Annotated in this window: 24 protein-coding genes; 2 read left to right on the top strand and 22 right to left on the bottom strand. The window is 35.5% G+C overall.

The genetic code is table 11. The features are described 5' to 3' along the window. Nucleotides 1-5: 5 nt before the first annotated feature. The 6 genes from grpE to gpr form a co-directional block, all read right to left on the bottom strand. Nucleotides 6-545 carry a nucleotide exchange factor GrpE gene (gene grpE / locus RRY75_RS02120; RefSeq protein WP_332491753.1) on the bottom strand — a complete coding sequence of 180 codons (540 nt, stop codon included), beginning with the start codon at nucleotides 543-545 and terminating at the stop codon, nucleotides 6-8. Nucleotides 546-566: 21 nt separating this feature from the next. Further along, nucleotides 567-1,598, bottom strand: coding sequence for a heat-inducible transcriptional repressor HrcA (gene hrcA, locus RRY75_RS02115; protein ID WP_332491751.1), 1,032 nt, complete (start codon nucleotides 1,596-1,598; stop codon nucleotides 567-569). A 148-nt stretch (nucleotides 1,599-1,746) separates the two neighbouring features. After that, nucleotides 1,747-2,895, bottom strand: a complete 1,149-nt coding sequence (hemW, locus tag RRY75_RS02110; protein WP_332491749.1) for a radical SAM family heme chaperone HemW — start codon at nucleotides 2,893-2,895, stop codon at nucleotides 1,747-1,749. A 9-nt stretch (nucleotides 2,896-2,904) separates the two neighbouring features. Continuing rightward, nucleotides 2,905-4,716, bottom strand: coding sequence for a translation elongation factor 4 (gene lepA / locus RRY75_RS02105; protein ID WP_332491746.1), 1,812 nt, complete (start codon nucleotides 4,714-4,716; stop codon nucleotides 2,905-2,907). Between the two features lie 67 nt (nucleotides 4,717-4,783). Continuing rightward, entirely contained in the window at nucleotides 4,784-5,953 is a 1,170-nt protein-coding gene (locus tag RRY75_RS02100; RefSeq protein ID WP_332491745.1) for a stage II sporulation protein P, read from the bottom strand. 61 nt (nucleotides 5,954-6,014) lie between these two features. Next, the gene (gene gpr / locus RRY75_RS02095) at nucleotides 6,015-7,013 is read right to left on the bottom strand and encodes a GPR endopeptidase (RefSeq protein ID WP_332491743.1); all 999 of its coding nucleotides are present in this window, start codon (nucleotides 7,011-7,013) and stop codon (nucleotides 6,015-6,017) included. A 157-nt stretch (nucleotides 7,014-7,170) separates the two neighbouring features. On the opposite strand from gpr, the gene rpsT reads away from it, so the two are divergent. Then, complete coding sequence (rpsT, locus tag RRY75_RS02090; RefSeq protein WP_332491741.1) at nucleotides 7,171-7,434, top strand: 30S ribosomal protein S20; 264 nt, start codon at nucleotides 7,171-7,173, stop codon at nucleotides 7,432-7,434. Between the two features lie 41 nt (nucleotides 7,435-7,475). Here the strand turns inward: rpsT and holA are convergent, their stop codons facing one another. The 6 genes from holA to RRY75_RS02060 are packed head-to-tail and all read right to left on the bottom strand — an operon-like array spanning nucleotide 7,476 to nucleotide 14,484. Further along, the gene (holA, locus tag RRY75_RS02085; protein ID WP_332491739.1) at nucleotides 7,476-8,447 is read right to left on the bottom strand and encodes a DNA polymerase III subunit delta; all 972 of its coding nucleotides are present in this window, start codon (nucleotides 8,445-8,447) and stop codon (nucleotides 7,476-7,478) included. A gap of 1 nt (nucleotide 8,448) precedes the next feature. Then, complete coding sequence (locus tag RRY75_RS02080; protein WP_332527195.1) at nucleotides 8,449-10,812, bottom strand: DNA internalization-related competence protein ComEC/Rec2; 2,364 nt, start codon at nucleotides 10,810-10,812, stop codon at nucleotides 8,449-8,451. Continuing rightward, entirely contained in the window at nucleotides 10,784-11,731 is a 948-nt protein-coding gene (locus RRY75_RS02075) for a GerMN domain-containing protein (RefSeq protein WP_332527190.1), read from the bottom strand. Before RRY75_RS02075 ends, RRY75_RS02080 begins: the two co-directional genes overlap by 29 nt. A gap of 14 nt (nucleotides 11,732-11,745) precedes the next feature. Continuing rightward, the gene (locus tag RRY75_RS02070; protein WP_332491735.1) at nucleotides 11,746-13,164 is read right to left on the bottom strand and encodes a sensor histidine kinase; all 1,419 of its coding nucleotides are present in this window, start codon (nucleotides 13,162-13,164) and stop codon (nucleotides 11,746-11,748) included. A 1-nt stretch (nucleotide 13,165) separates the two neighbouring features. Beyond that, entirely contained in the window at nucleotides 13,166-13,852 is a 687-nt protein-coding gene (locus RRY75_RS02065) for a response regulator transcription factor (protein ID WP_332491733.1), read from the bottom strand. Between the two features lie 11 nt (nucleotides 13,853-13,863). After that, nucleotides 13,864-14,484 (bottom strand): helix-hairpin-helix domain-containing protein, encoded by a 621-nt coding sequence (locus tag RRY75_RS02060; RefSeq protein WP_332491731.1) that lies wholly within the window; start codon nucleotides 14,482-14,484, stop codon nucleotides 13,864-13,866. Between the two features lie 116 nt (nucleotides 14,485-14,600). Between RRY75_RS02060 and RRY75_RS02055 the strand changes: the two genes are divergently transcribed. After that, complete coding sequence (locus tag RRY75_RS02055) at nucleotides 14,601-15,944, top strand: D-alanyl-D-alanine carboxypeptidase family protein (protein ID WP_332527189.1); 1,344 nt, start codon at nucleotides 14,601-14,603, stop codon at nucleotides 15,942-15,944. 45 nt (nucleotides 15,945-15,989) lie between these two features. Here the strand turns inward: RRY75_RS02055 and rsfS are convergent, their stop codons facing one another. The 10 genes from rsfS to RRY75_RS02005 all read right to left on the bottom strand — a co-directional run bounded on the left by rsfS (nucleotide 15,990) and on the right by RRY75_RS02005 (nucleotide 24,457). Next, on the bottom strand, nucleotides 15,990-16,334 hold the full coding sequence (gene rsfS, locus RRY75_RS02050) for a ribosome silencing factor (protein WP_332491725.1): 345 nt from the start codon (nucleotides 16,332-16,334) through the stop codon (nucleotides 15,990-15,992). Between the two features lie 126 nt (nucleotides 16,335-16,460). Then, nucleotides 16,461-17,654 (bottom strand): nicotinate-nucleotide adenylyltransferase, encoded by a 1,194-nt coding sequence (gene nadD, locus RRY75_RS02045; protein WP_332527188.1) that lies wholly within the window; start codon nucleotides 17,652-17,654, stop codon nucleotides 16,461-16,463. A gap of 66 nt (nucleotides 17,655-17,720) precedes the next feature. After that, nucleotides 17,721-18,011, bottom strand: a complete 291-nt coding sequence (gene yhbY, locus RRY75_RS02040) for a ribosome assembly RNA-binding protein YhbY (protein ID WP_334309706.1) — start codon at nucleotides 18,009-18,011, stop codon at nucleotides 17,721-17,723. An 18-nt stretch (nucleotides 18,012-18,029) separates the two neighbouring features. Continuing rightward, nucleotides 18,030-19,307 carry a GTPase ObgE gene (gene obgE, locus RRY75_RS02035; RefSeq protein WP_332491720.1) on the bottom strand — a complete coding sequence of 426 codons (1,278 nt, stop codon included), beginning with the start codon at nucleotides 19,305-19,307 and terminating at the stop codon, nucleotides 18,030-18,032. Between the two features lie 113 nt (nucleotides 19,308-19,420). Continuing rightward, entirely contained in the window at nucleotides 19,421-19,711 is a 291-nt protein-coding gene (gene rpmA, locus RRY75_RS02030) for a 50S ribosomal protein L27 (RefSeq protein WP_332491718.1), read from the bottom strand. A gap of 24 nt (nucleotides 19,712-19,735) precedes the next feature. Beyond that, a complete protein-coding gene (locus RRY75_RS02025) occupies nucleotides 19,736-20,068 on the bottom strand; it encodes a ribosomal-processing cysteine protease Prp (protein WP_332491716.1) in 333 nt (110 codons plus the stop codon). Between the two features lie 5 nt (nucleotides 20,069-20,073). After that, a complete protein-coding gene (gene rplU / locus RRY75_RS02020) occupies nucleotides 20,074-20,385 on the bottom strand; it encodes a 50S ribosomal protein L21 (protein ID WP_332491714.1) in 312 nt (103 codons plus the stop codon). A 122-nt stretch (nucleotides 20,386-20,507) separates the two neighbouring features. Beyond that, the gene (locus tag RRY75_RS02015) at nucleotides 20,508-21,935 is read right to left on the bottom strand and encodes a ribonuclease E/G (RefSeq protein WP_332528475.1); all 1,428 of its coding nucleotides are present in this window, start codon (nucleotides 21,933-21,935) and stop codon (nucleotides 20,508-20,510) included. Continuing rightward, nucleotides 21,928-22,620 carry a TIGR03936 family radical SAM-associated protein gene (locus RRY75_RS02010; protein ID WP_332491710.1) on the bottom strand — a complete coding sequence of 231 codons (693 nt, stop codon included), beginning with the start codon at nucleotides 22,618-22,620 and terminating at the stop codon, nucleotides 21,928-21,930. Before RRY75_RS02010 ends, RRY75_RS02015 begins: the two co-directional genes overlap by 8 nt. Beyond that, nucleotides 22,610-24,457 carry a TIGR03960 family B12-binding radical SAM protein gene (locus RRY75_RS02005; RefSeq protein WP_442935398.1) on the bottom strand — a complete coding sequence of 616 codons (1,848 nt, stop codon included), beginning with the start codon at nucleotides 24,455-24,457 and terminating at the stop codon, nucleotides 22,610-22,612. Before RRY75_RS02005 ends, RRY75_RS02010 begins: the two co-directional genes overlap by 11 nt. Nucleotides 24,458-24,500 lie beyond the last annotated feature (43 nt).

Raw genomic sequence — 24,500 nt, 5'->3', positions numbered from 1 at the left:
TATAATTAATTAGCTACTTTTACCATGCTGTAGCGGATAACTTTTTCTTTGTATAAATAACCTTTTTGAAGTTCTTCAACAACTATATTCTCTTCCAAACTATCATCTTCTATGTGTAAAACTGCATTGTGATAATCTGGATTAAATGTTTCACCCTCTGCCTCAATTGGTGTTACATTAAGTTTTTCAAGAGCTCCCATAAGTTGTTTATAAATCATAGATACACCTTCATAAAAAGGCTTATCTGAGCTTTCTAATTTTAACGCACGTTCTAGGTTATCTAATGTACCTAGAAGTTCTGTAAGTGTAGAGCTTACTGCTAAGTCATAAATATTTTGTTTTTCTTTTTCAGTACGCTTACGATAGTTATCAAACTCAGCCATAAGTCTTTGAAGTCTTTCAAGATTTTCATCTATTTGAGGCTTCTCTTGTTCACTTGTTTCTGTACAAGGATCTTCGTTACAAACTTCAGATGTTTCTTCTGTTATAGTTTCTTCTACAGTCTCTTCTTGTACTTCAGATGTTTTCATTTCTTTATCTTCCATGAATCAGCATCCTTTCCCTCTCTACTCTTTTCCTTCAATTAACATGTTTTTAATATGGTAAGAAATATGATCAAGTAATGATACGACCTGCCCATAGTTCATACGTGTTGGTCCAATAATACCAATTGTGCCTAGGCTATATTCACCTATCTCATAACTGGTTGTAATAATACTACATTCTTTCATCGGCTCTAAGCCATTTTCTTCACCAATACTAATATTGACGGGTTGACTTGGCTTATGCTTTAACATTTTAACAAGATATGGCTTTTGCTCCAAAACTTCTAAGAGATTTTTAGCCTTTTCAATATCATTAAATTCCTGAAAACTTAAAATATTGGTCATTCCTCTTGTAAAGATATTAGGTATATCTTCCATTTCTAATGTATCTATAATGGCATTCATCAAATCTACAGAAATATCTTTGTATCCAAACATACGCTCTTCTAAAATGCGTAATTTATCAATACTTAGTTCATCTAATGAAGTACCTATCAAGCTTTCATTAACAATATTGGTTAAGATTCCACAAAGCGGATAATCAATATGTTTCTTTGTACGAATAACGTAGTGCCTAACAATATTAGTATCTGTTACAACAACCAGCGCAACACTTCTTTCATCTACAGGAACCAGTTGAAGGTGTTTAATCTTAGTTTGGTTAATAGTAGGTGGCGATGCGATTGTTGCATAATGTGTAACAGCAGAAATCAGCTTAGCCGTTTCTTCAAGCAATTTGTCTACCTTATCAAATTTGCTATTAATCATCTCTGCAATGATTTTCTGTACATCAGGTGCAATATCTGGATATTGCATTATGTTATCTACATAAAGTCTGTATCCTTTATCTGAAGGTATACGCCCAGCAGATGTATGCGGCTGCATAATCAGTCCTAAATCTTCTAGGTCGGCCATCTCATTGCGTATAGTTGCAGAACTTACACCTAAGTCATACTTTTTAGAAATGGTTCTAGAACCTACTGGATCTCCTGTTTGTATATAATCATGAATAATGGCTTCCAGAATCTTTCTTTTTCTTTCATTGATATCCATGATATCACTTCCTTTTGCATTGTTAGCACTCACTAGCTTCGAGTGCTAACTATAATCTTAAGATATCACTCTTTTAAAAAGATGTCAATATGATTCTTTAAATATATTTTGAATAATTTTTGAACGTTTTTTGTATACTTTTTTAAGGCTATTCCATCCCTTCATCTAGCAAGAAAGTAGTAAAAATTTGATTGGATACATCCTTCCCTACCTCACTTAAATAGATCTTATCTCTATTATGAACTATCATGCCTTGATCCATCCATTTTTCAATTTGTTTTCCATAAACTTCAAATAGGTTGCATCCAAATCTTTGTTCAAAGTCTGCTATACTGATACCTTCGCACAGTCTTAAGCCTAAAAACATAAACTCTTCCATAGCCATCTTGGTTGAAATAGTTTCTGTCTCTACAACGATTTCTTCTATATTGCCATCTGTCTCTAAGTACGCAAGAAAATCTGTAGTATTATGAAATCTCTTTTGATCCATATAGCTATGTGCACCCAGTCCAAGCCCTAAGTAAGGCTCACAATTCCAATACACTTTGTTATGTTCACATTCAAAGCCTGGCTTTGACCAGTTGGAAAGTTCATATTGCACATAACCTTCTTCTTTTAAATAAGCTTTAACATATTCATAGAAGTTCCGATCTAGCGCTTCTTCTGTTTCTTTCATTATACCCTGCTCATAACGGTCTCCAAAAGCAGTTCCTTCTTCAATAATAAGAGAGTAGGCAGATAAATGTGGAAGGTTCATCTCCACCATCTTTTTTAATGTCCCCTGCCATTCTAATAGGGTTTGCCCAGGCAAGCTAAACATAATATCTGTATTCAGATTAGTAATCCCTACGCGTCTTAGCCTTTCAATACTTTGCACCCATTCTTCATAAGTATGAATACGTCCAATATCTTTTAGTAGATGATTTTGTGCTGCTTGGAGCCCTAAGCTCACGCGATTCACACCATGCTTTTTAAAAATCTCGGTATGTTCTTCTAAAATAGTCCCGGGATTCGCTTCTATCGTCCACTCTATATCCGCTTCAAACACAAAGTGTGTACGTAGTGCCTCACACAGTCTGTCTAATAAAAAAGGTGAAAGTACCGTTGGGGTACCTCCACCTATAAATAGACTTTTAACTGTGTGTACACCCATAAATTTCTTTCCATAGTTTGCAATCTCCGCTATTAAAGTATTGACATACTCTTCTTCTTTCTCACGTTTTGGAAAAGATAAGAAGTCACAGTAATAGCATTTGGAGTGGCAAAAGGGTATGTGTACATACAATCCTATTTTCATAATTGTCCTCTATTCATCAAGTTTTAAAACACTCATGAACGCCGCTTGTGGCACTTCTACATTACCTACTTGGCGCATACGTTTTTTACCTTCTTTTTGTTTTTCTAATAATTTACGTTTACGTGAAATATCTCCACCATAACATTTAGCCAATACATCTTTACGCATTGCACTAATTGTTTCTCTTGCAATAACTTTATTGCCTATTGCAGCTTGGATTGGTATTTCAAATAAATGTTTATGAATTTCTTTTTTAAGCTTTTCTACAATTTTTCTACCTTTTTCAACTGCATTAGATTCATGAACAATAAGTGAAAGGGCATCCACCATTTCTTTATTCACAAGAATATCTAATTTAACAAGTTTAGATTCTGCATAACCTGAGAGCTCGTAGTCAAATGATGCATAACCACGTGTTCTAGATTTAAGCGCATCAAAGAAATCATAAATAATTTCATTGAGCGGCAACTCATAAGTCAATACTGCACGTGTTGCTTCTAAATATTCCATACCATGATAAATACCACGACGTTCTTGGCATAAGTCCATAACTGCACCTACATAATCAGATGGTACAATAACTTGTGCTTTTACCATTGGTTCTTCCATATACTTAATATTTGATGGATCAGGTAAGTTCGATGGATTAGAAAGATCAACTCTTTCACCATTGGTTTTATAAACGTGATAAATAACGTTTGGTGCTGTTGTTACAAGATCCAAGTTATATTCACGTTCTAGTCTTTCTTGGATAATCTCCATATGGAGAAGTCCTAAGAACCCACATCTAAATCCAAAGCCTAAAGCAATAGAAGTCTCCGGTTCAAATACAAGTGCCGCATCATTAAGCTGTAATTTTTCTAAACTATCTCTTAAATCACCGTACTTCGCACCATCTGCAGGGTAAAGTCCACAGTATACCATAGGATTAACCTTTTTGTATCCTGGAAGCTGCTCTTTAGCTGGATTGTTAGCATCTGTTACTGTATCCCCTACACTTGTATCTTGTACATTTTTGATACTTGCTGTAATGTAGCCTACTTCGCCTGGTTTCAAGTCATCCATTGGACGAAATACTCCCGCACCAAAAGTACCTACTTCTACAACATCAAATTCCGTTTTTGTTGCCATCATACGGATTTTCATACCTTTTTTCACAGTACCTTCTTTAACTCTACAGAAGATAATAACACCTTTGTATTGGTCATAAAGTGAGTCAAAAATAAGTGCCTGAAGTGGTGCGTCGGCATCCCCAACTGGATGTGGCACTTTCTCAACAATTTGCTCAAGTACTTCTTCAATATTAATACCATTTTTAGCTGAAATCATTGGTGCATCGTGTGCTTCTAACCCAATGACATCTTCTATTTGTTGTTTAACCATTTCTGGATTGGCACTTGGTAAATCAATTTTATTAATAACTGGCATAATCTCAAGATTATGGTCAAGTGCTAAATAGACATTAGCAAGGGTTTGAGCTTCTATCCCTTGGGCAGCATCTACAATAAGCACTGCACCTTCACAAGCTGCTAAGCTTCTAGATACTTCATAGTTAAAGTCCACATGACCTGGAGTATCAATGAGATTAAAAATATATTCTATGCCATTTTTAGCTTTATAAACAAGTCTTACAGCTTGAGACTTAATAGTAATTCCACGCTCACGCTCAAGATCCATATTGTCTAAAACCTGTGCTTGCATTTCCCTCTCTGTAAGGGTTCCTGTCATTTGTATAATTCTGTCGGCAAGAGTACTCTTACCATGGTCAATATGCGCTATAATGCAAAAATTTCTAATTTTTTCTTGTCTTGAAAGAGACATATTGCTCCTCCTTATTATTTTCTCTAGTATCGATTCGTTTTATTATAGCATATCCAGTTCAACTCTATCAATCCTTTTCAAGTACCTTTGCTAATATCGTAGCAATTGGCTCTGCTGTTCTTAATGCTTCTTCACTTGTATCATTCTGAGATCCTATTTCAACAAGAAGTGACATAGGTAGCATATGTAGGCTATAACGATAGGCTTTTAAATAGACTTTTCGCATAATCTCTGGATAGTATTTCATGCCTACAATTTGTGCCTGTAAAGAAAAGGCTAAGTTATCTTCTAGGTTAGGATTCGTTAAGGTACGCATTGGAATATTTTCTCCTTCTTGATTTTTAAGTCTTGTCATCCCATTGACGAACATAATCTTACACGCACTTTCACCATTTAACTCACCTACAACTCTTGTGTCACCATTCACACCATCCCGATGCAAATCAATGGCAACTTGTATAGAAGGATTATCTTCTAAAATATTTTCAATGACAGGTTCAAGACGCTCATAGCATCCATCAGTATTTTCACTTGTGTCATTGATATAAAAGTGATCTGTTACATGAAGTGTCTCAATACCATATTTATTTTCTAAAATATTTTCTACTTCTTGCCCTACAGCTAAAATACCTAAGTCATCTTTATCCTCATCTACAAATCTCTCTTTGGCATGAGTATGAAAAATAAGTACTTTAGGGCCTTCAATAGATTCATCTAATCTAAATTCCTTTTGAGCAAGTTCTTTAAAGTCCCACTCTGATAAAAGATTGGCATCAATTGTTAAGTCCTTATGGTCTCCAGAATAAATTTTACTCAACAAGTAGTTGGGATCGTCTAACTTTTCTAAATCTACTTCAGCCTTAATAGGCGTAGGAAGTTGTGGCTGATAGATATTATCTTGCTCTAAAGAAATAAGTTCTTCCTCTTCTGGGATGGTAAAATAACCTGTAAGTTCTTGATCACCACTCATATTTTCTATAAATTCACTGTAGGGAAGTGTTTGCCTTAGCATAGTTAAGGGGCCTATACTTAGGTTAAAAGTAGGTATAGAAAACCATTCACTTCCCTCAGTTGTATTATAAGCAAAGGGCATCGTTAAGCACGTCATAAAAAGGGGTGCTTGATGACCTGGTATCTTTTTAAAATATTGATACACATTATAACTCATGATTAAACCAAATCCCATAAGAATTAGATAGACCTTCATTTGCTTGGTCAATGGTCTTACTTTTTGCATTGTCTTCCCCCTTTACAGCCTGTCTCTCATTATTCTATTAACGATGCCCCCCACTTTATGCCTAATTTGAGTATTTATTAATATCATCTAGTCCAATTCCTGGATGGACAGCAATATTGATACTGTTAAAAATAATCTCACTCAAATATACCATAATTTCATCTATATCTTTAGCTGTCACAAAAAGATTACCAAGCTTAGGCTCTAGAATTTCTCTAATCATATGATATTTTTCTTCTCCACTAACTTGTTGAAGCATTGTATAAAATCCATGGTCCGGTGCATGGGCCAGCATAGATTCTATCAGATGCTCAAAAGTATCATTAACAAGCGTGGCTGTATCAATAACAGTAGGTACTCCAATAGCAATAACAGGACATCCCATAGTTTCAGCATTTAACTGCTTGCGCTTATTTCCAATACCAGCTCCAGGTGCAATCCCCGTATCACTCATTTGAATTGTCGCATTAATACGCTCAGGACTTCTGGCTGCAAGTGCATCTATCGCAATAATACAATCAGGTTTAATGTTTTCGGCAACACCACGAATTACTTCACTTGTTTCAATACCCGTTAAGCCCATTACTCCCGGTGTTAGGCTACTAACCGTATTGATTGATTCATCAATTGCATCTGGTGCATGTTCTTTCAAATGTCTTGTAACAAGCACTTTTCCTGATACATCAGGTCCTAGTCTGTCTGGTGTCGCATAACGATTTCCAAGCCCCACTACAAGTATACTTAAATCTTTTTTTTGAGGTAATAATTTTTGTAATTGAGTAGATACTACATCAATAATCTCTCTACGTGCTTCAGGGTCATTTTCTTTCATCTTTGGGGATTCTATTGTAATATAATGTCCAATAGGCTTACCCATAGCTTTTTCTCCTACTTCATTAAGAATTTCAATTGAAGTTGTTGTAATAGGATATTGTTTATGATTTTCTGTTTGAATAGCTATGCCTTCAATTGCTTGATTTTGGCTCTGTGCTTGTAAATTAGCACCAATTTCTAATGCTAAGTCTGTACGTGGCGTCCAAGTCATTTCAGTCTGTGTCATTGTTCACTCTTCCTTCCATAGTCTTTAAAATTATTTTTACCATAATTTTAAAGACTATACATTGACTTGTCTTGGGTTATACTATATAATGTGATGTGATTAGCCGTTCATAATTCCCCAAACCGTGTCCATAGAATATGAATGGAGGTGCCATACCATGGCAAACATTAAATCAGCAAAAAAACGTATTAAAGTAATCGCAACTAAAACAGCACGTAACCGTGCACTTAGCTCAGCAGTTAAAACTTATATGAAAAAAGTTATTGCTGCAGCAAACGCTAACGATAAAGCTTTAGCTGAAACTAACTTAAAAGTAGCTGTAAAAGCTATCGACAAAGCAACTGCAAAAGGTTTATTCCATGCAAATGCTGCTGGTCGTAAAAAATCAACTTTAGCTCGTTTAGTTAACAAAATGGCATAATTTTGATACGAAAAAACTACTAGCCTCTGGCTAGTAGTTTTTTATTGTACATTATTTAAAGTGATACAACGAATAATCAAAAGTTCTATACACTTAATAGGTTCCATTTTACCCGTTTTAATAGCTTCATCACTTTCTAAACATAGTTCTAAAATATCTTGTAATGTCTTAAACGTAAAGCGCTGTGCTTGCATGCTTAAGTCTTGTGCTACATAAAAAGGCACCCCTATAGTTTGACTAATACTTTTTGCACTGGCATTGTTACGTTGTAAGTATTTAACTTGTAAAAGTTGACGATATTGCCTTCCTATAAGTACTAGTACCCCAATTGGTGATTCTTTACTTTCCATCAATTTATTATAAATACTAAGGGCTAACTTAGTCTGATTTTGACTTACTGCCTTTAGCAATTCAAAAACCCGTTGTTCTAGTGAAAAGACACATACGGTATCAATAGCTTCTCTTGTCACCTTTTCCGTACCTACAAAACCAGCAAGTTTATCTAGCTCCACTAAGATATGACTCACCTGCTTAGGTAAATTGAGCGTTAAGTATTTAATAAGCCCACTTTCAATTTTTAAATGGTGTGCCTTACAAGCCTCCCCCACAATTTTTAATAAAGCCTCTTCTCCTGGTGTATGACCTTCTATAACGGTACATGCTTTCTGTACATATTTATAAAGTGTATTGCGTTTATCGACTTCTTGTTCTACAAATACCACAAGGGAATAGTTAGGTTTTACTTTTAACCAATCCAATATCTTCTGTGTATCTTCTTTCTTCCCAGTCTTAAAGTACCCACTATTTTTAATAATAATCAGCTTTTGTTCTGCAAAGAATGGCATGGTTTCACCAATATCTACAATCTTGTCCACTTCTATTTCTTTGCCTTCAAAATAGCTATAGTTCATTAAGTCTGTCTCATCTACAGTTTTGGATTTAATCTGTTTTAAAGCCTCATTTTTAACCCATTCATCCTCGCCATAAATAAGTGTAATCCCCTGTTGATCCACGTCATCTTTCCTCCTGTAACTGGTTTTCTACTCTATACGTAAAGCCATCCATCAAAATTTGTATGGCTCCTTGTTCGCTTGTTGAATGAATACTCATCTCATATTCGTTTAACCGTTCTAGGGCTAATGGATGAGGGTGTCCATATCGATTATTTACACCAGAACTTATCATACCATACTCTGCATTAATTTTGTCTAAAAACTTATAAGAACTACTGTCTTTAGAGCCATGATGTCCCACCTTTAAAATATCAATATCTTCTAAGTCCTGTACAAGCCTTGCTTCAGTTTCTATACCTATATCTCCAGTAAAAAGTTCTGTCACCTCTTTATAAGTAAGCAGACTTACCAATGACCCTTCATTAGGATTTGAAAAAGACTGATTTTCCTTAGGCCACAGTACGTCTAATTGTAAGTCGCCTATTTGAATACAATCCTCCTTGTAAAGACTTATGAGTGGAATTCGAAGTTGCTGACAACTTTCTATAAGACGCGTACGATAAACATCCTCTTCTTGCATATCTGCCCATACAACCTGATCTATTCCCATACCTTCATCCATTAACTTAAACAACCCCCCTACATGATCCTCATGAGGGTGAGAAATCACCACTAAGTCTACTCTACGCACCCCTTTGTACTTCAAATAACGTAAAATGGTTTCCCCAGCTCTTTCTGTCCCTGCATCCATTAAAATAGTTTTTCCTTCTCGTGTCCGAATCACACAGCAATCCCCTTGTCCAACATAAAGGTGCATCACTTCTAGCCCTTTAGGCATAGGATTAAAAAACAAAAGGGCACATCCTATACAAATGCTTCCTAAGAATATTCCATAGCTTCCATAGACTTTTACAAACCAGGGTTGTACCAATATCTGTTCTTTTTTTAGAGTCTCCCTTTCTTGCTGATACATCCACAGCATGAATATAGCTATCCCACCATAGTAAAAAATTAAGCTTGCTACTGTTGGGCGCCCACATATATAGGTAGCAAAAGGTAACTGCGCCAGTTGTCGCCCTACTTCTTCAACCCCATTAAAAATTCCTAGAACACTCTGTGCAAAAAAGTGGCTAATCCCTGGCACCACATAACTTGATAAAATAATCAAAAAAATAATTGGTAAAAGCATAGAAAATAAAGGGATGACTATTAAATTTAAAACAATACCAAGCAAAGGTACTTCATAAAAATGATAAGCGAGTATAGGACTTAGTACCAGCGTTAACATCACTGTAGGCGCAAGGACTCGACAGATTCTTAAGACGTGCTTTGGCCACTTCAAAACGCGTTTCATATAGCGATAAGTAAGTCCTACACCTATTACACCTATAATAGCCATAAAAGAAAGTTGAAAACCTACTTGATAAAGTTCAAAAGGATTGGCAATTAAAACTACACCTGCTGCCAATGCACAATTCGTCATTAAATCCTCTTCTTCCCAAAAGCTTCTGATACCTAAGACAAGACTCATCATCACGCAAGCACGCATCATGCTCACACTACCTCCAGCTAAAAGCCAGTAACACCAAATACATAGAATGGTTACTTGACTTCGCCTACTATAATTTAGTCCCATCCTACCTAATACAAACCAACAGCACATACTGATAATCCCCAGATGCAGCCCCGATAAAGCAATAAGATGTCCTATGCCTAATACACTATATAAGGATTTAACTTCTTTATCTAATTCTTCTTTGTCCCCTAACACTAAAGCTTGTATCATCCCCTTATCTTTTCCTTCAAATACAGTATAGATTTGTATTTTTAAGCTCTGCCGTAGTGCGTGGATAAATGTTGTTCTGGGCACGACTTTCTTTATGTTGATTAGCTCCACTTCGCAGATAATACCTTGACTTTTCAAATAAGATTCATAATTCATATCCGAAGGATTATAAACCTTACTAGGTGGTTTGACTTTCCCAACCAGTGTGACTTGATTACCACACGCAATTGCTTGAGGTTGGTCATAACACACTTTTACTTTACTGTGCAAGGTTATACTTTCACTTTGTCTCTCTACGCTGACAGAATCAAGTACCATTTGTTCTTCGTAAGCGCCCTTTTTAAGGGATACAATAGTACCCGTAAGGGTCACATAATCCTTCAAATAACTTTGCTCAGTTACAACTGGATGACTTAAAAACCTGATGATTCCGAGCAACATACAACAAATTAACCATCCAACTCTTCCGCTTTTTGTAAGTATATAAATCAAGCTCCAAGACAGTATTGTTAATATAATAACCATAAAAAAGGAACGATGTAGACCTTCAGTCCATATCGCTCCCCCTATAATTCCTACTACATAATAGCCCACAGACCATACACATGGCCTATGGAGTTTGCAAGATAAGTTCTTCATTTCTTTCAAATACACCACCTGATTGACTTGATAAATTGAACTCTGTTTGCTTTTTACCATCTTTTAAGAAGATGACTTTTTGTATTTTTGATATCTCTGTTAGTGAATTGACCATTGCATAGATAATTAAATCCTCTCGAATTAGATTACCCACTTGTGGTACTTGTAAATCATAAGATAAATCAATTTGACACACACCATCTTGTGTTTTAATGTCATTGACTTTTGTATCTGCTGGTAAAATTCCCAGTAAGCCCTCTATATTAGGACCTTTAATCAATTCAGCAATGACATAATTTTCAAGTGGAGTATTGTTATTTACACGAATCTCTCTTTGCTCCTTGTGCAACAGTTGGTCTGTTAGATTTGGAAAATAAAGCGTAATAATCTGACTGCTTGTAGGTGGCTTTGGATTCAGTGCATTAATTAAAATATCCTTACGTTCTACAACATCCATCTTATCCCCATTACTATTCATAAGTGGCATATCATTGGCATAAAACTCCACTTTATCAATAAAATCTAACTCTGTCAGTGTGTACACCAACATGGCACGATGAGTAATTTGTGTTGGTACATCTAACGTATTGTAAGCGTCTGTAAAGTTGATAGAAGCCGTATTTTCCTTTAAAATGGCATAGTCAATATTAAATAGGATGGGTCTAGTCCCTTGATTATTCACTTGTTGACCTTTGGATAACGCTTCAATCACAGCTAACATTCTTTTTTCTTTTGACGCATTTTCTGGCAATTCAAGATCTCTTTCTTCTACAACAAGCGTACTTTGATGCTCGTCATAAAAGTAGAGTTTAAATTTTTCAGTGTTTCCTGATTGCTTCCAATCAAATTCGCACCCACTTAAAAGTAGTGCACATAAAATTAATAGACTTACTTGTAATAAACGTATACATTTTTTCATTTTTTACCTCCCACCTATAGATGTCTAATTGGGATTTGAACGGTGAAGATTGAACCTTTTCCCTCTTCACTTTCCACTTGAATAGAACCATTATGCATAATCACTGTACGATACGTAATCGATAAACCTAGTCCCGTACCACCCGTTTCACGATTTCTTGTCTTATCTGTTCTATAAAAACGTTCAAATATTTTAGATTGTTCATCTTTTGCAATCCCAATACCTGTATCTTCTACAGAGAGTTGGGCATCTTGAAGGTCACTTTGTAAAACGACGCGTACTTCTCCGCCTTCCGGGGTATACTTAATAGCATTCTCAATTAAATTAGAAATAGCGAGCGTTAATTTCACCTCATCAATATCTACAAAGATCTCTTTGTGGCTTTGATAAATAAGCTTAATATCCTTTTTCTTAGCAAGTGGAATTAAACGTTTCAAGATAGCTTGTGTCATATCATTTAAATTAGTTGTTTTAATATTCATTGGTACTTCTGTTTGATCTAGCCTTACGAGTGTTAATAAGTCACTAATAATATTATTGAGCCTGTCCACTTCAGAGTTAATATCCATAAAGAACTCTTGATACATTTCCACAGGTACATTTTCTTGAAACAGGAGTGACTCTGTTAAAACCTTAATGGAGGAAAGCGGTGTCTTTAACTCATGAGATACGTTGGACACGAATTCTTGCCTTGAATGTTCCACGCGTTGCAACTGTTCGGCCATGTGGTTAAACGCATTACCTAGTTCTGCAATTTCATCTTTTCCTTTAATATCTACTGTTTGGTCAAGTTGTCCGTTTGTAATCTTTTGAACAAACTTCATTAGTAGCTTAAGCGGACGTGAAATGAAAGAAGACGTAAAGAAACTTAAAAGACCAATAAGTAAACTTGTTAGTAACGAAAGCAAATAAATTTGATTTTGTATTTCTCCAAGTGATACATAAATATCATCTATGTTCGCTGTCACAATCACAGCACCGAGTACTTCATCTTTGTTTTCTTTGTCTGTAATAGGCACAACTGCACTCATAACCGTTTGATCTTCACGTTCATAAGGCTCTACACTATCTTCTTTGCGCAAAGCATCAAAGACTTGCTTACTCATGATCGTATGCCCTTTATCTGCTGCTGCAGAGTCTGCAATAATGTAGCCTAACTTATCTACAACAACAATACGGAAGCCCTTTTCTTTTCCAAGCCCCTTAATATAAGACTCAAAATACGTATAACTGGTATAATCCTTTAAGTAATTTCCTTCAGTAATCTGGGTGGAAATACTATTTGCTTCTCTTCGCCATTCCACTCGACTTTGTCCAATATAATGAGATTCCATGCGCCCCATGAGTACTGGTGCAAAAATCATAAACGGCATGAAACTGACTAAGAAGAACAAGATGAATAATCGCCACCTTAAACTGTGAAACCACTTCATCTTAATCTTTAAAATAGTAACCTACCCCCCATTTTGTATGAATATATTCAGGTTGCCCAGGATTTGGCTCAATCTTCTCACGTAAACGTCGTACATGGACATCTACTGTTCTTACATCCCCTGGATAGTCCCTTCCCCAAATTGTATCCAGCAGTTGGTCACGACTGTATACTTTTCCTGGATGGGTTGCAAAGAGCTCTAACATATCAAATTCTTTAGCAGTTAAGTTAATTTCACGATTATTTAAAAATACACGTTTGCTATTTAGTTCTAACCTTAAACTTCCTACCTCAAGAAGTTTTTTGTTTTGCTCCTTTTCACCTTGTGCAGAACGTCTTAAAATTGCTTTAATACGTGCCTTAAGTTCAAGAATATTAAAAGGTTTTGTTACATAATCATCTGCACCGTATTCAAGTCCCATAATCTTGTCCATATCTTCACCTTTAGCAGTTAACATGACAATGGGAATGTTAGAAAATTCACGCACAATTTGACATACTTGTAAACCATCATATTTAGGTAACATGACATCTAAAATCATGACATCGTATTGACTACTTTTAACTAAGTTGAGTGCTTCTTCACCATCATAAGCGACATCAACTTCCCACCCTTCTTGCTCTAGACTAAACTTTATTCCTTTAACAATGAGTCTTTCATCATCTACTACTAATACTTTACTATTCATTTTATTTCCTCCTACTCTACTGTAATGCATTGTTCTAATCCGTTATAAAGTTTATCACCTATTCCAGACACATCCTTTAACATTTCTTTTGACTCAAAGTTCCCTTTTTGCTCTCTATATAAAACAATTTGTCCAGCCTTTACTTCACCAATACCTGGTAAGGTAGTAAGTTCTTGAACCGTTGCCTTATTAATATTGATAAGCGAAGCTGCTTGAACCCTTTCTTCATTTTCATATGAATCGGAGATTTTGTCAATTTCTTCTCCTACTTTTGGAACAACAATTTTTTCATTTGCTTGAATTGCCTTAGCTAAATTAATCTGAGTAACATCGGCCTCTGGTGTAACACCCCCGGCTAAATTCAACACATCTTTTAAAATAGACGTTTCCTCTACCTGGTAAACATCGGGTTTATAAACAGCCCCACAGATATACACTGGAATAAGTTGTCGTACTTCTACATCATTCCAATTTTCGTCTATTACTGGCTGAACCTCTTCAATCTCCACCTTTGGCTGCTCTAAAATTTGAATGTTATCTGTTTCATTCTGCTTTTTAATAAGAAGCAAACTTGTCATACTCAGCAATATAAGCACAAATATAATTTTATACTTATTTAATAATTTTATCACATAATCACCTCTAGTACAAAGTTTTAACAAATTTTGCATATCTTAGACAGGTTTGCCTTTACTAAAAGCTTTATTTTTAATATACTAGTACTGTTGAAAGGAGAATTTTTGTACTTATGAAAAAACGAATAGTGAAACAATCGATTCATATAGTTTTAATTTTATCTTTACTTTTAAGTTGTCTCCCCCTTTATGCTACCGAAATAACTTCAAATTTAGAGGCATCTATGATAGCCGCTGAAAGTGCTGTTTTAATGGATGCTAAAACAGGTGAAATTCTATTTGAGAAAAATAGTCATGACAGACATTATCCTGCCAGTGTTACAAAGCTTATGACTGCTTTACTTACAATAGAAAACCTCAAACCTACAGATATGATTACTTTTTCCAAAGAGGCTATTTATAGCGTTGAGCCTGGCAGTAGCAGTATTGGTATGCGTGTAGGTGAACAAATTACAGTAGATCAAGCCCTTCATGGCTTATTACTAACTTCTGCTAACGAAGTAGCCAATGGCCTTGCCGAAAAAGTAAGTGGCTCTATTGATACATTTGCTGTAGCCATGACAAAAAAGGCTGAAGCTTTAGGTGCAAAGGATACAAACTTCAAAAATCCTCACGGACTAGATGATGTAGATCATTATACTACCGCCTATGATATGGCTCTTATTGCAAGAGCACTTTGTAATAGCGAATACTTTCTAGAAATTATGAAAACTGTTACGTATCAAATTCCTCCGACAAACAAAGTGAATGAAATACGTTACCTTTCTCAACAACATAAATTACTTAATCAATTTACTGACAGTACCCTGTATCGTTCAGATGCAATTGGTGGCAAAACAGGGTATACAGATATCGCACGTCATACTCTAGTAACCATGGCTAAACGTGGTGAGATTGAACTCATTGCAGTCATTTTAAAAGGGGATTCTAAAACAGGCATATACAAAGCTACCAATCAGTTACTTGACTATGGTTTTAATGCCTACCAAACTTTCCAACTTCTAAAAGAGGATGAAATTATCAGCAAGCTCCCTATCTACTCTATTAAAAGTGGTAAGCTCATTGAATTTGCACATTGTGACATTGTAGCCTCTAGCAATGAGTCCGTCCTTGTAAATAAAAATATTAAAACTCGTGATATTATTACTAACATTAACCTTCCTGAATATTTAGAAATGGGAGTAACTCTAGATCAGGTTGTAGGCTCTATTGAGTATTTACACAACAACAAAGTACTTGCTAAAAGTGATTTAAAAATATCCAATATTACTTATGCGGCTTCTCCTTATGCAGCCAATCAGCCTCAAAAACCTACACTTACTTTTCCTATATCAGCATTCTTAATTTTATTAGTTCTTTTGCTCATTATTTTAGGGACATTAATTTTCTTCATTAAGCGCAAGCGCAAAAGAAAATTCAAACATAAAAAACTTAAGTTTTCTAAAACACTTAAATAAAAGCGTATGGCAAATAAATCATTTGCCATACGCTTTTTGGTCGCTTTAAAATAGAATCTCTGTTCCATCTTGCCAAAGTCTATCTAATCCATAAAACTCCGCATCTTCTTTATAAAGCACATGAATAATCACACGGTCATAGTCCATCAAAATCCAATTTGCACTTTGATAGCCTTCCTTTTGAACCGCTTCTATATCTAGCTTACTTAACCCCTCTTCAATATCATCGGCAAGTGCCTTTGTTTGCTTTGTATTGTTTCCTACAATAATAATAAATACATCTGCTAAGGATGTAATCTCATGCACATCTAACACCTGTAGACTGTCAAACTTTTTCTTCTTTAAGATTGTATCTACCTTTTGTGCTAGTAAAATGGATTCATTATTCAATACAAAAAACCCCTTTCATACATGCGTTTTATCTCTACATCTTATAAACTCTATCTATACTATTATATTATGCAAGTCTACTCCTTGATAATCCTTGTCTAAAAAATACTTCATAAATGATGTCTTTTATACATCATAAGTCTTATATTCATCTAAGAGCACATCTGTAATAGGATGCATCTCTTGTCCAACTTTAGACTGTACATATTCTTTAGTCTTGCTTAAAGCCGTGTACATAGCTTTGTTCAAATCATGTTTGGCCAGCCTTCGTATTTGATCTAACGCAGGATAAGGCTTTCTACCTCTTTCTACCATGTCCGCTAGATAAATAATTTTTTCAATATCTGTCATATGAGGACGTCCAATGGTATGATAGCGTACACTATTTAAAATAGAAAGGTCTGTTACCCCCCAATCACGTTCTAATAAGAGTGCGCCTACCTTACCATGTATAAGATGAGGGTGACTCCGTTCAAATCCATCAATTGGAATTTGGTATTTATCACATAATCCAAGGCCTTCCTCAATTGACAGTTCTTTCGCTAAATCATGAAATAACGCAGCTATAAACACCTTATCTGCATCTACATTATGACAATTAGCAAGTTCTATAGACATTTCCACTACACCTTTTGTATGTTCATAGCGTCCTGTAGAAAGATGCTCTTTCACATAATGACTCATCTTACTCACCAATTCTTGGTTAAAAGATACAGGATGTCTATAAAGATTATGCTTGCAAATATAGTTTTCTACTGCACTTGTTACCAAGTACTTAATAGGCGAATCATCTTTTACACGTTTTCTAATATCGGAAGAGGAGATTGCAAGCGCTGGTACTTCTAAAAATTTAATACTTGAGTGATACTGTGCCCTTAAATTCTCAACATGGTCCAAAAGTTGTTGCTTTTGGTAACCAGGTCTTGTAACGGCTACAAAAGTACAAAGTTGTAAAAGCTCCTCTGAGTTTTTCCAATTTAAAATTTCATGGACTGCATCCGCACCTGTAATAAAGTAAAGCTTTGTATCAGGCCCATACATTCTACTGAGTTCTTTCAGTGTATCTACTGTATAGGTAGTTCCTTCTCGGTCTATCTCTATTCTTGAAACATTAAAGTGAGCATTTGCTGCTGTGGCTAACACTGTCATTAAGTAACGGTGTTCTGCTGATGTAATTCCCATACTCGCTTTATGTGGTGGGTTACCTGTAGGTACAAATAGGACTTCATCAATATCAAATTCATGTCTTACAGCCTCAGCTGTCACCAAATGTCCCATATGTATGGGATCAAAAGTTCCACCCATAATAGCAATTTTCATGCGTACATCTCCTTTAGAAAATTCTCCACTTTCTAATGAAGACGCTACCTAAAGGTAGCGCCGTCATTATGATGGTAATTTGATTTTTGCATTTTTCTTAGCTGGTTTGTAAAGTACAATTTTCTTACCAATAACTTGTACTGGCACAGAGTGTGTACGCTCACTTAATACTTGACACATGTCTTTTGGATCTTCTAAGCAGTTATTAAGAACACTGATTTTAACAAGCTCTCTTGCATCAAGTGCCAATAAAATAGCTTCTGTAATTTCTGGTGTTAAACCATTTTTACCAATTTGGAAAATAGGTTCAGTTGTTTGTGCTATAGATTTTAAATAAGCACGTTGTTTACTTGTAATATTCATATACATTCTCCTCTATTTGTAATACTCAAATTCTAAATCATAAATACGTACAGTGTCACCTTCAGCAATACCTGCTTCTTCGAGCGCCTCGATAATACCACGTTCACGTAAATATCTTTGGAAGAATGCAAAACCTTTTTCAGTATCGAGTGATGTGTAACCTATCATTTTTTCAACACCTACCCCTTCAACAAGGAAGTATCCTTCTACTTCATTATTGATTGTAAAGGCTTCATGATCTATTTTTGGCATTTCTTCAAACTCTGGTTCGAATATAATATCTTCATCTGGCACAGTTGCTAAAAGTTCAGAAATATCCTCTAAAAGCGCTTGTAAATTGTCATTTGCAGCTGCTGTAATTGCAATGACTTTGATCCCTTGAGGCTCAAACGTCTTTTTAAGAGCTTCTAAGTTTTCTGTAGCACCTTCAATATCCATCTTGTTTGCTGCAATAATTTGTGGTTTTGTTTCAAGAATAGTAGGGTTGTACTCATTCAACTCTTTTTGAATCGCATAGATATCTTCTACTGGATCTCTACCTTCACTACCTGCTGTATCTACTACATGTACAAGAACTTTTGTACGCTCTACGTGTCTTAAGAAATCATGGCCTAAACCTACACCTTCTGCTGCACCTTCAATAAGTCCTGGAATATCTGCCATAACAAATTGTTTCCCATATTGGTTAGATACAACGCCTAGATTTGGAGATAACGTTGTAAAGTGATAGTTTGCAATTTTAGGTTGTGCATTACTTACCATAGATAATAATGTAGATTTACCTACGTTAGGGTAGCCTACTAGCCCAACGTCAGCAATCATTTTAAGTTCAAGAATAACCCAATATTCTTTCGCTGCACGGCCTTTTTCTGCATATTTAGGTGCCTGTCTGGTTGGAGTGGCAAAATGTTGATTCCCACGTCCTCCATGACCTCCTCTAAAGATAACCTGTTTGTCATCTGCTTTATGGAGGTCAGCAATTACTTTCCCGCTCTCTGCTTCTCTTATAATGGTTCCTTGAGGAACTTTTATAGTTAGATCTAATCCGTCCTTACCATGACATTTTTTCTTAGCACCATCAGCACCCTCTTGTGCTTTATAGTGTCTTTTATGTCTGAAGTTGATTAATGTATTCATACCTGGGTCTACTTCAAAAATGATATGACCTCCACGTCCGCCGTCACCACCGTCAGGACCACCATTTGGTACGTATTTCTCACGTCTAAAAGAAACGTGACCATCTCCACCTTTTCCTGATTTAACAAGAATTTTTACTTTATCTACGAACATATCCTCACTCCTTTCATCTTATAGTGTATGTCATTTTGTTTTTTTCTATTGCATCTTGTACTCTTAATAAAAAGAAGGTTTCAACAGATGTTGAAACCTTCCAAGTATATCATTTACGCTTCTTGTGCTACTGGATATACAGAAACTTGTTTTTTGCTTCTGCCTTTACGTTCGAATTTAACTCTACCATCTACTAATGCAAATAAAGTGTCATCTCCACCACGGCCAACATTTTCGCCTGGATGAATTTTAGTACCTCTTTGACGATATAAGATGTTACCAGCTTTTACAACTTGTCCATCTGCTCTTTTAGCGCCTAAGCGTTTTGATTCAGAGTCACGACCATTTTTTGTAGATCCTACCCCTTTTTTATGAGCAAAAAACTGAAGGTCTAAACGCATCATTTAATCCACCTCCTAAGTTTTAAATTATTTATTTTTTATTACAATGTATTCTCCGTACATTTGTTTAACGGACCTAAGGCCCATTAGCATTGCTTCTATTAAAAGCGTTGCTTCTTTATTTGGCATGCCTTGTTTGCGCTTGCTAAAAGTACAATCAATCACACCTGAATCAGAATCCATCTCATTAAGAGCGCATTCTTCATTTGTTAATGCTTCTAAAGCATTAAGCGTATTAATAACTAGAATACTTACAGCGCTACAAACAATATCTTGTCCATGATCGGCATAGCCTGCATGGCCAGATAATTTAAAACGATATAATATATTTTTGTTATAATAAAGGTCTACTTGAATCATAATAATTATGCTTCAATAGCAGTGATTTTCACTTTTGTGAAAGGTTGACGATGACCTTGTTTTTTGTGGTAAGTTTTTTTAGCTTTGTATTTGTAGATAATGATTTTTGGTCCTTTACCTTCAGCTACAACTTCAGCTTTAACTGTTGCACCAGCTACTACTGGGCTACCAACAACTACGTTGTCATCTTTAGATACAACTAATACATTGTCGAAAGTTACTGTTTCACCAGCTGCTACGTTTAATTTTTCAACGTAAAGGCTTGTGCCAACTTCTACTTTGTATTGTTTGCCACCTGTTTCGATAATTGCGTACATGAGTACACCTCCTTAAACCGTAAACTCGCCGAATTCGGTACTATTAAATAGTTTCAAAACCTCTTCGTGCGGCTAAAACACTTCATTAATATATCATACTCCCTAATACCTGTCAACCATATTTATTGTTTGTGAAATCTTATGTCAAAATCTGTTTGTTTTTGATTTTCATTTTGATAAAGTTGAATGTGTATACCATACGTCATCTGAAGCTTATTGATAAATGTATGCTTACTTAAGCACTCATAAAATGACTTACTACAGTAAATATAAACTTGCTTCATTTCAGTTGTTGCCACGATCTGTTTAAGTTCATTTTCAAGCCTAAAGTAATTAAAACTTACTTGTGGTATTGTATATTGGCATGTATACTCATTTTCCTTTTCTAACAACTTTTGATGAATGGGTAAGTACTTCTTTGTCCTAGCTATTTGCAAAAGATCTAGCTCTGTTGGAGGGTAAACCTTACTTCTGCTACCATCTAACCCATTAATGAACTGGCGTGCCCACTCATAGACACTTAATCGATCTTCCTTAGACTTAAAGTCTACCAAGTCAATCAGAATAATCCCAGATAAATTGCGACGTATAATTTGATAAATACTTTCTTCTATAGCTAGCTTATTGAGGACACGAATGGCACTAGCAGCTTGTTTACCTATAATCGCCTTAGCACTATTGACATCAATAACGGTCATGGCTTCTGTATAGTCTATAACAATATTACCACCATTCTTAAGCCAAACCTTTCTTTTAAGTGTTTCCAAAAAATCTTTTTCTATGCTCATTAATCTAAATAAATTCTCATAACAAGGATAAAAACGATAAGTTACACTTAACCGTGGAAGAAAGATTTCTATTTTTTGCTGCAATGCCTCTTGTATTTCAAGATTGTTACAAAGAAATACCACTTCATCTATAGCTTGAATATGTTCTTTAATTACTTCAAAGAATATAGGTTCCGCTTCTATAAGTACTGTTCCTTTTTGCACATTGCCTTTAACCTTATGGAACTGCATGGTTTTATCTCGTAAGTAAGTGGCCTCTTTTAAAATTTCTTCGTCACTTGCTTCTTTTCCATTAGTACGTACAATGAAACCAAGCTCATCCGTTGCAACAGTCTCAAGAATTGTTCTTAGCTGCTCACGTCGCTCATTATTTTTGATCTTCTTAGAAATTTGTATACCTGGTTCAAAAGGTAAGGCTACTAAATAATATCCAGGAATACTTACTAAGCTAGTGAGACGATTCCCTTTTTCCCCCGTATTTTCTTTTTGAATTTGAATGGGTACACGCATCCCTGGCTGTAATTTATTTTCATAACAAGCTGGTACATTTTTAAAATGTAAAAGTCCGTTTTTATCTTTTCCAAAGTCAATAAATGCACCTTTTAAGTTCTTAACAACCTGTTGGACTTGACCTTGCAAAACACAGTTTTGCAAGGTTTCTTCTTCATGGTCTTCTATATAAAGATGAACAAGTTTGCCCTCTTCTAATACCCCTATACGGGTAAGACTTACACTTGTATCAATAACAATTTGCTTAAGCATGACATGCCCCTACTTGAATTAAAGGAACTGTCTTATTATCTTCACCTGTATAAAGTTCTAATCTCTCCACACTATAATCAAGTGTTTCGAGTTCTTTATTTATAAGTGATTTCAAAAGTAAGTCCACGCTTAAGTTGCTTGCACTACCTGCTGCAACCGTAAGTTGAATGTCTACGTTATCCTCATGTACCTCTAACTCAAAGGCTTTAATAAGTGGTTTAATATCCACTTCAGAAGTTTTCTTTTTACCTTTTTTCATAACAACTAAAGTTTCGCTACCCATTTTTTCTTCAATGCTTTGTAAGTCTTGTACCTCTAACTGACCTTTTGCAAAAGTTACCTTATAATTCGCTGTTGTCACAAGACTCATAAGGGATGGGCTTCCTTCCTCAATAGCAGTAGCTTCTAAAATACGAATGCCCTCTGGTAAAATTGTATTTAAAGTTTCACTTGCTTTTTGTACATCCACATCTACACTCGTAATAATATCGATGTATTCTCCTGTACTCCCTACACCTACTGATAGTGGCATGGCAAAGTAAACTTTTGCATGAGGATTAAACCCTTGTGAATAAGCAATTGGAATGCGTGCAACACGAATTGCTCTTTGGAACATTCTTACTGTATCTAAATGGCCTACAAATTTAACATAGCCAAGTTTTGTAAATTTACATCTAATTCTCATAACATACTCCTTTATTGAAAGTATTGGCACCACAGCCTGAACATTTCACACGACATTGAGGGGTTGTAACAGACTCATGCGCTTTTTTGCTTTCACGAATCAAGAAGTTCTTTGTTACACCGATATCAATATGATCCCATGGTAAAACTTCATCATAGTCACGTCTTCTATTGGCATAGAAAGCATAATCTACATCAGCAATTTCTGCAGCTTGTGCCCACTTGTTCTCATCGAAGTGTTCGCTCCAGCTATCAAAGGTTGCTCCTAATTTATAAGCTTCATAAATAAGGCCTGCTACACGTCTATCCCCACGTGCAATAACAGCTTCTAGCACACTTGTTTTAGCATCATGATGATTGTATTTAATTTGCTTGCTTTTAATCGCACGTTTTAACATTACATGCTTTTCCATAAAGCTTTCACATGTATCTTGAGGTTCCCATTGGAATGGTGTAAAGGCTTTTGGTACAAAACAAGATGTACTTACAACAAGTTGCAAAGCACCTTGACGCTGAGATTTATCAATTTGATAATATTCATGCACAATGCTTTCAGCTAAATCTGCAATGCCTTGTACATCCTCTTGTGTTTCACCTGGAAGTCCTAACATAAAGTAAAGTTTTACTCTATTCCAACCTCCGTTGAAAGCAAGGTTACACCCTCTAAGAATTTCTTCTTCTGTAATATTTTTATTAATCACATCACGCATACGTTGTGTCCCTGCTTCTGGTGCAAAGGTCAAACTACTTTTACGTACTTCTTGTACCTTTTGCATTAAGTCTACCGAGAAAGCATCAATACGAAGAGAAGGCAGTGAAATATTAACACATTCTTTTTCACAAAGTTTCAAAAGCTCCTCTGCAAAAGGTTCTAAGTCTTTATAGTCACTTGTACTTAATGAAGCCAAACTAATTTCTTCATATCCTGTAGAAGCCAAAAGCTTCTCAGCATAGTCGATTAATACTTCTTTAGATTTTTCACGTACTGGACGATAAATCATCCCTGCTTGACAGAATCTACACCCTCTTAAGCATCCTCTAAACATTTCAAGTGTTACACGGTCATGTACTGCTTGAATCCAAGGAATAACTTGAGTCGTTGGATAGTAAGACTCGTCCATCTCTGTCATAATGACTTTACGAATCTTCGTTTTCGCTTTCGGATGTAGTGAACGTTTCTCTAAAATTGTACCATCTTCTTTATAGACTTCTTCATAGAATTTTGGTACATACATTCCTTCAATTTCTAGAATGGCTTCTAAAAATTCATTTCTTGTACGCCCTTGTTTTTTATAGTCTTTGTAAAGATCTAAGATTTCATCATATGCAAATTCACCTTCGCCAATATAGAAAAAGTCCACAAATGGTGCCAAAGGCTCTGGGTTATAAGCACAAGGACCGCCAGCTACAACGATAGGGTCTTCTTCTGTACGATCTTTACTTAAAATAGGCACACCTGCAAGTTCCATCATATTTAAAATATTGGTATAGCTCATTTCATATTGAAGTGTAAAGCCTAAGAAATCAAAGGCCTTAAGTGGTGTATGAGTTTCTAATGAGAAAAGAGGAATACTTTGCTCACGCATAATTTTTTCTAGGTCTAACCATGGTGCAAAAACACGTTCACAATAAGTATCTTCTCTTCTATTTAAGAAGTGATATAAGATTTGCATGCCTAAGTGGCTCATCCCTACTTCATAAACATCTGGAAAAGCAAATGCAAAGCGCACATCAATTTCATTTAAATCTTTCTGATAAGTGTTCATTTCTCCGCCAATATAGCGTGCTGGCTTATCTACTTGTTTTAAAATATGCTCTGATAAAATAGTCATATTAATCCTCCAAAATTTGTGTCAATCACTCCTAAGAGTGCTTTTATAT

It is taken from the genome of Niameybacter sp., from assembly GCF_036655075.1.
Taxonomy (GTDB): Bacteria; Bacillota; Clostridia; order Lachnospirales; family Cellulosilyticaceae; genus Holtiella.
Note: the sequence above shows the minus strand (reverse complement) of the source record. Positions and strands in the feature narration are given on the sequence as shown.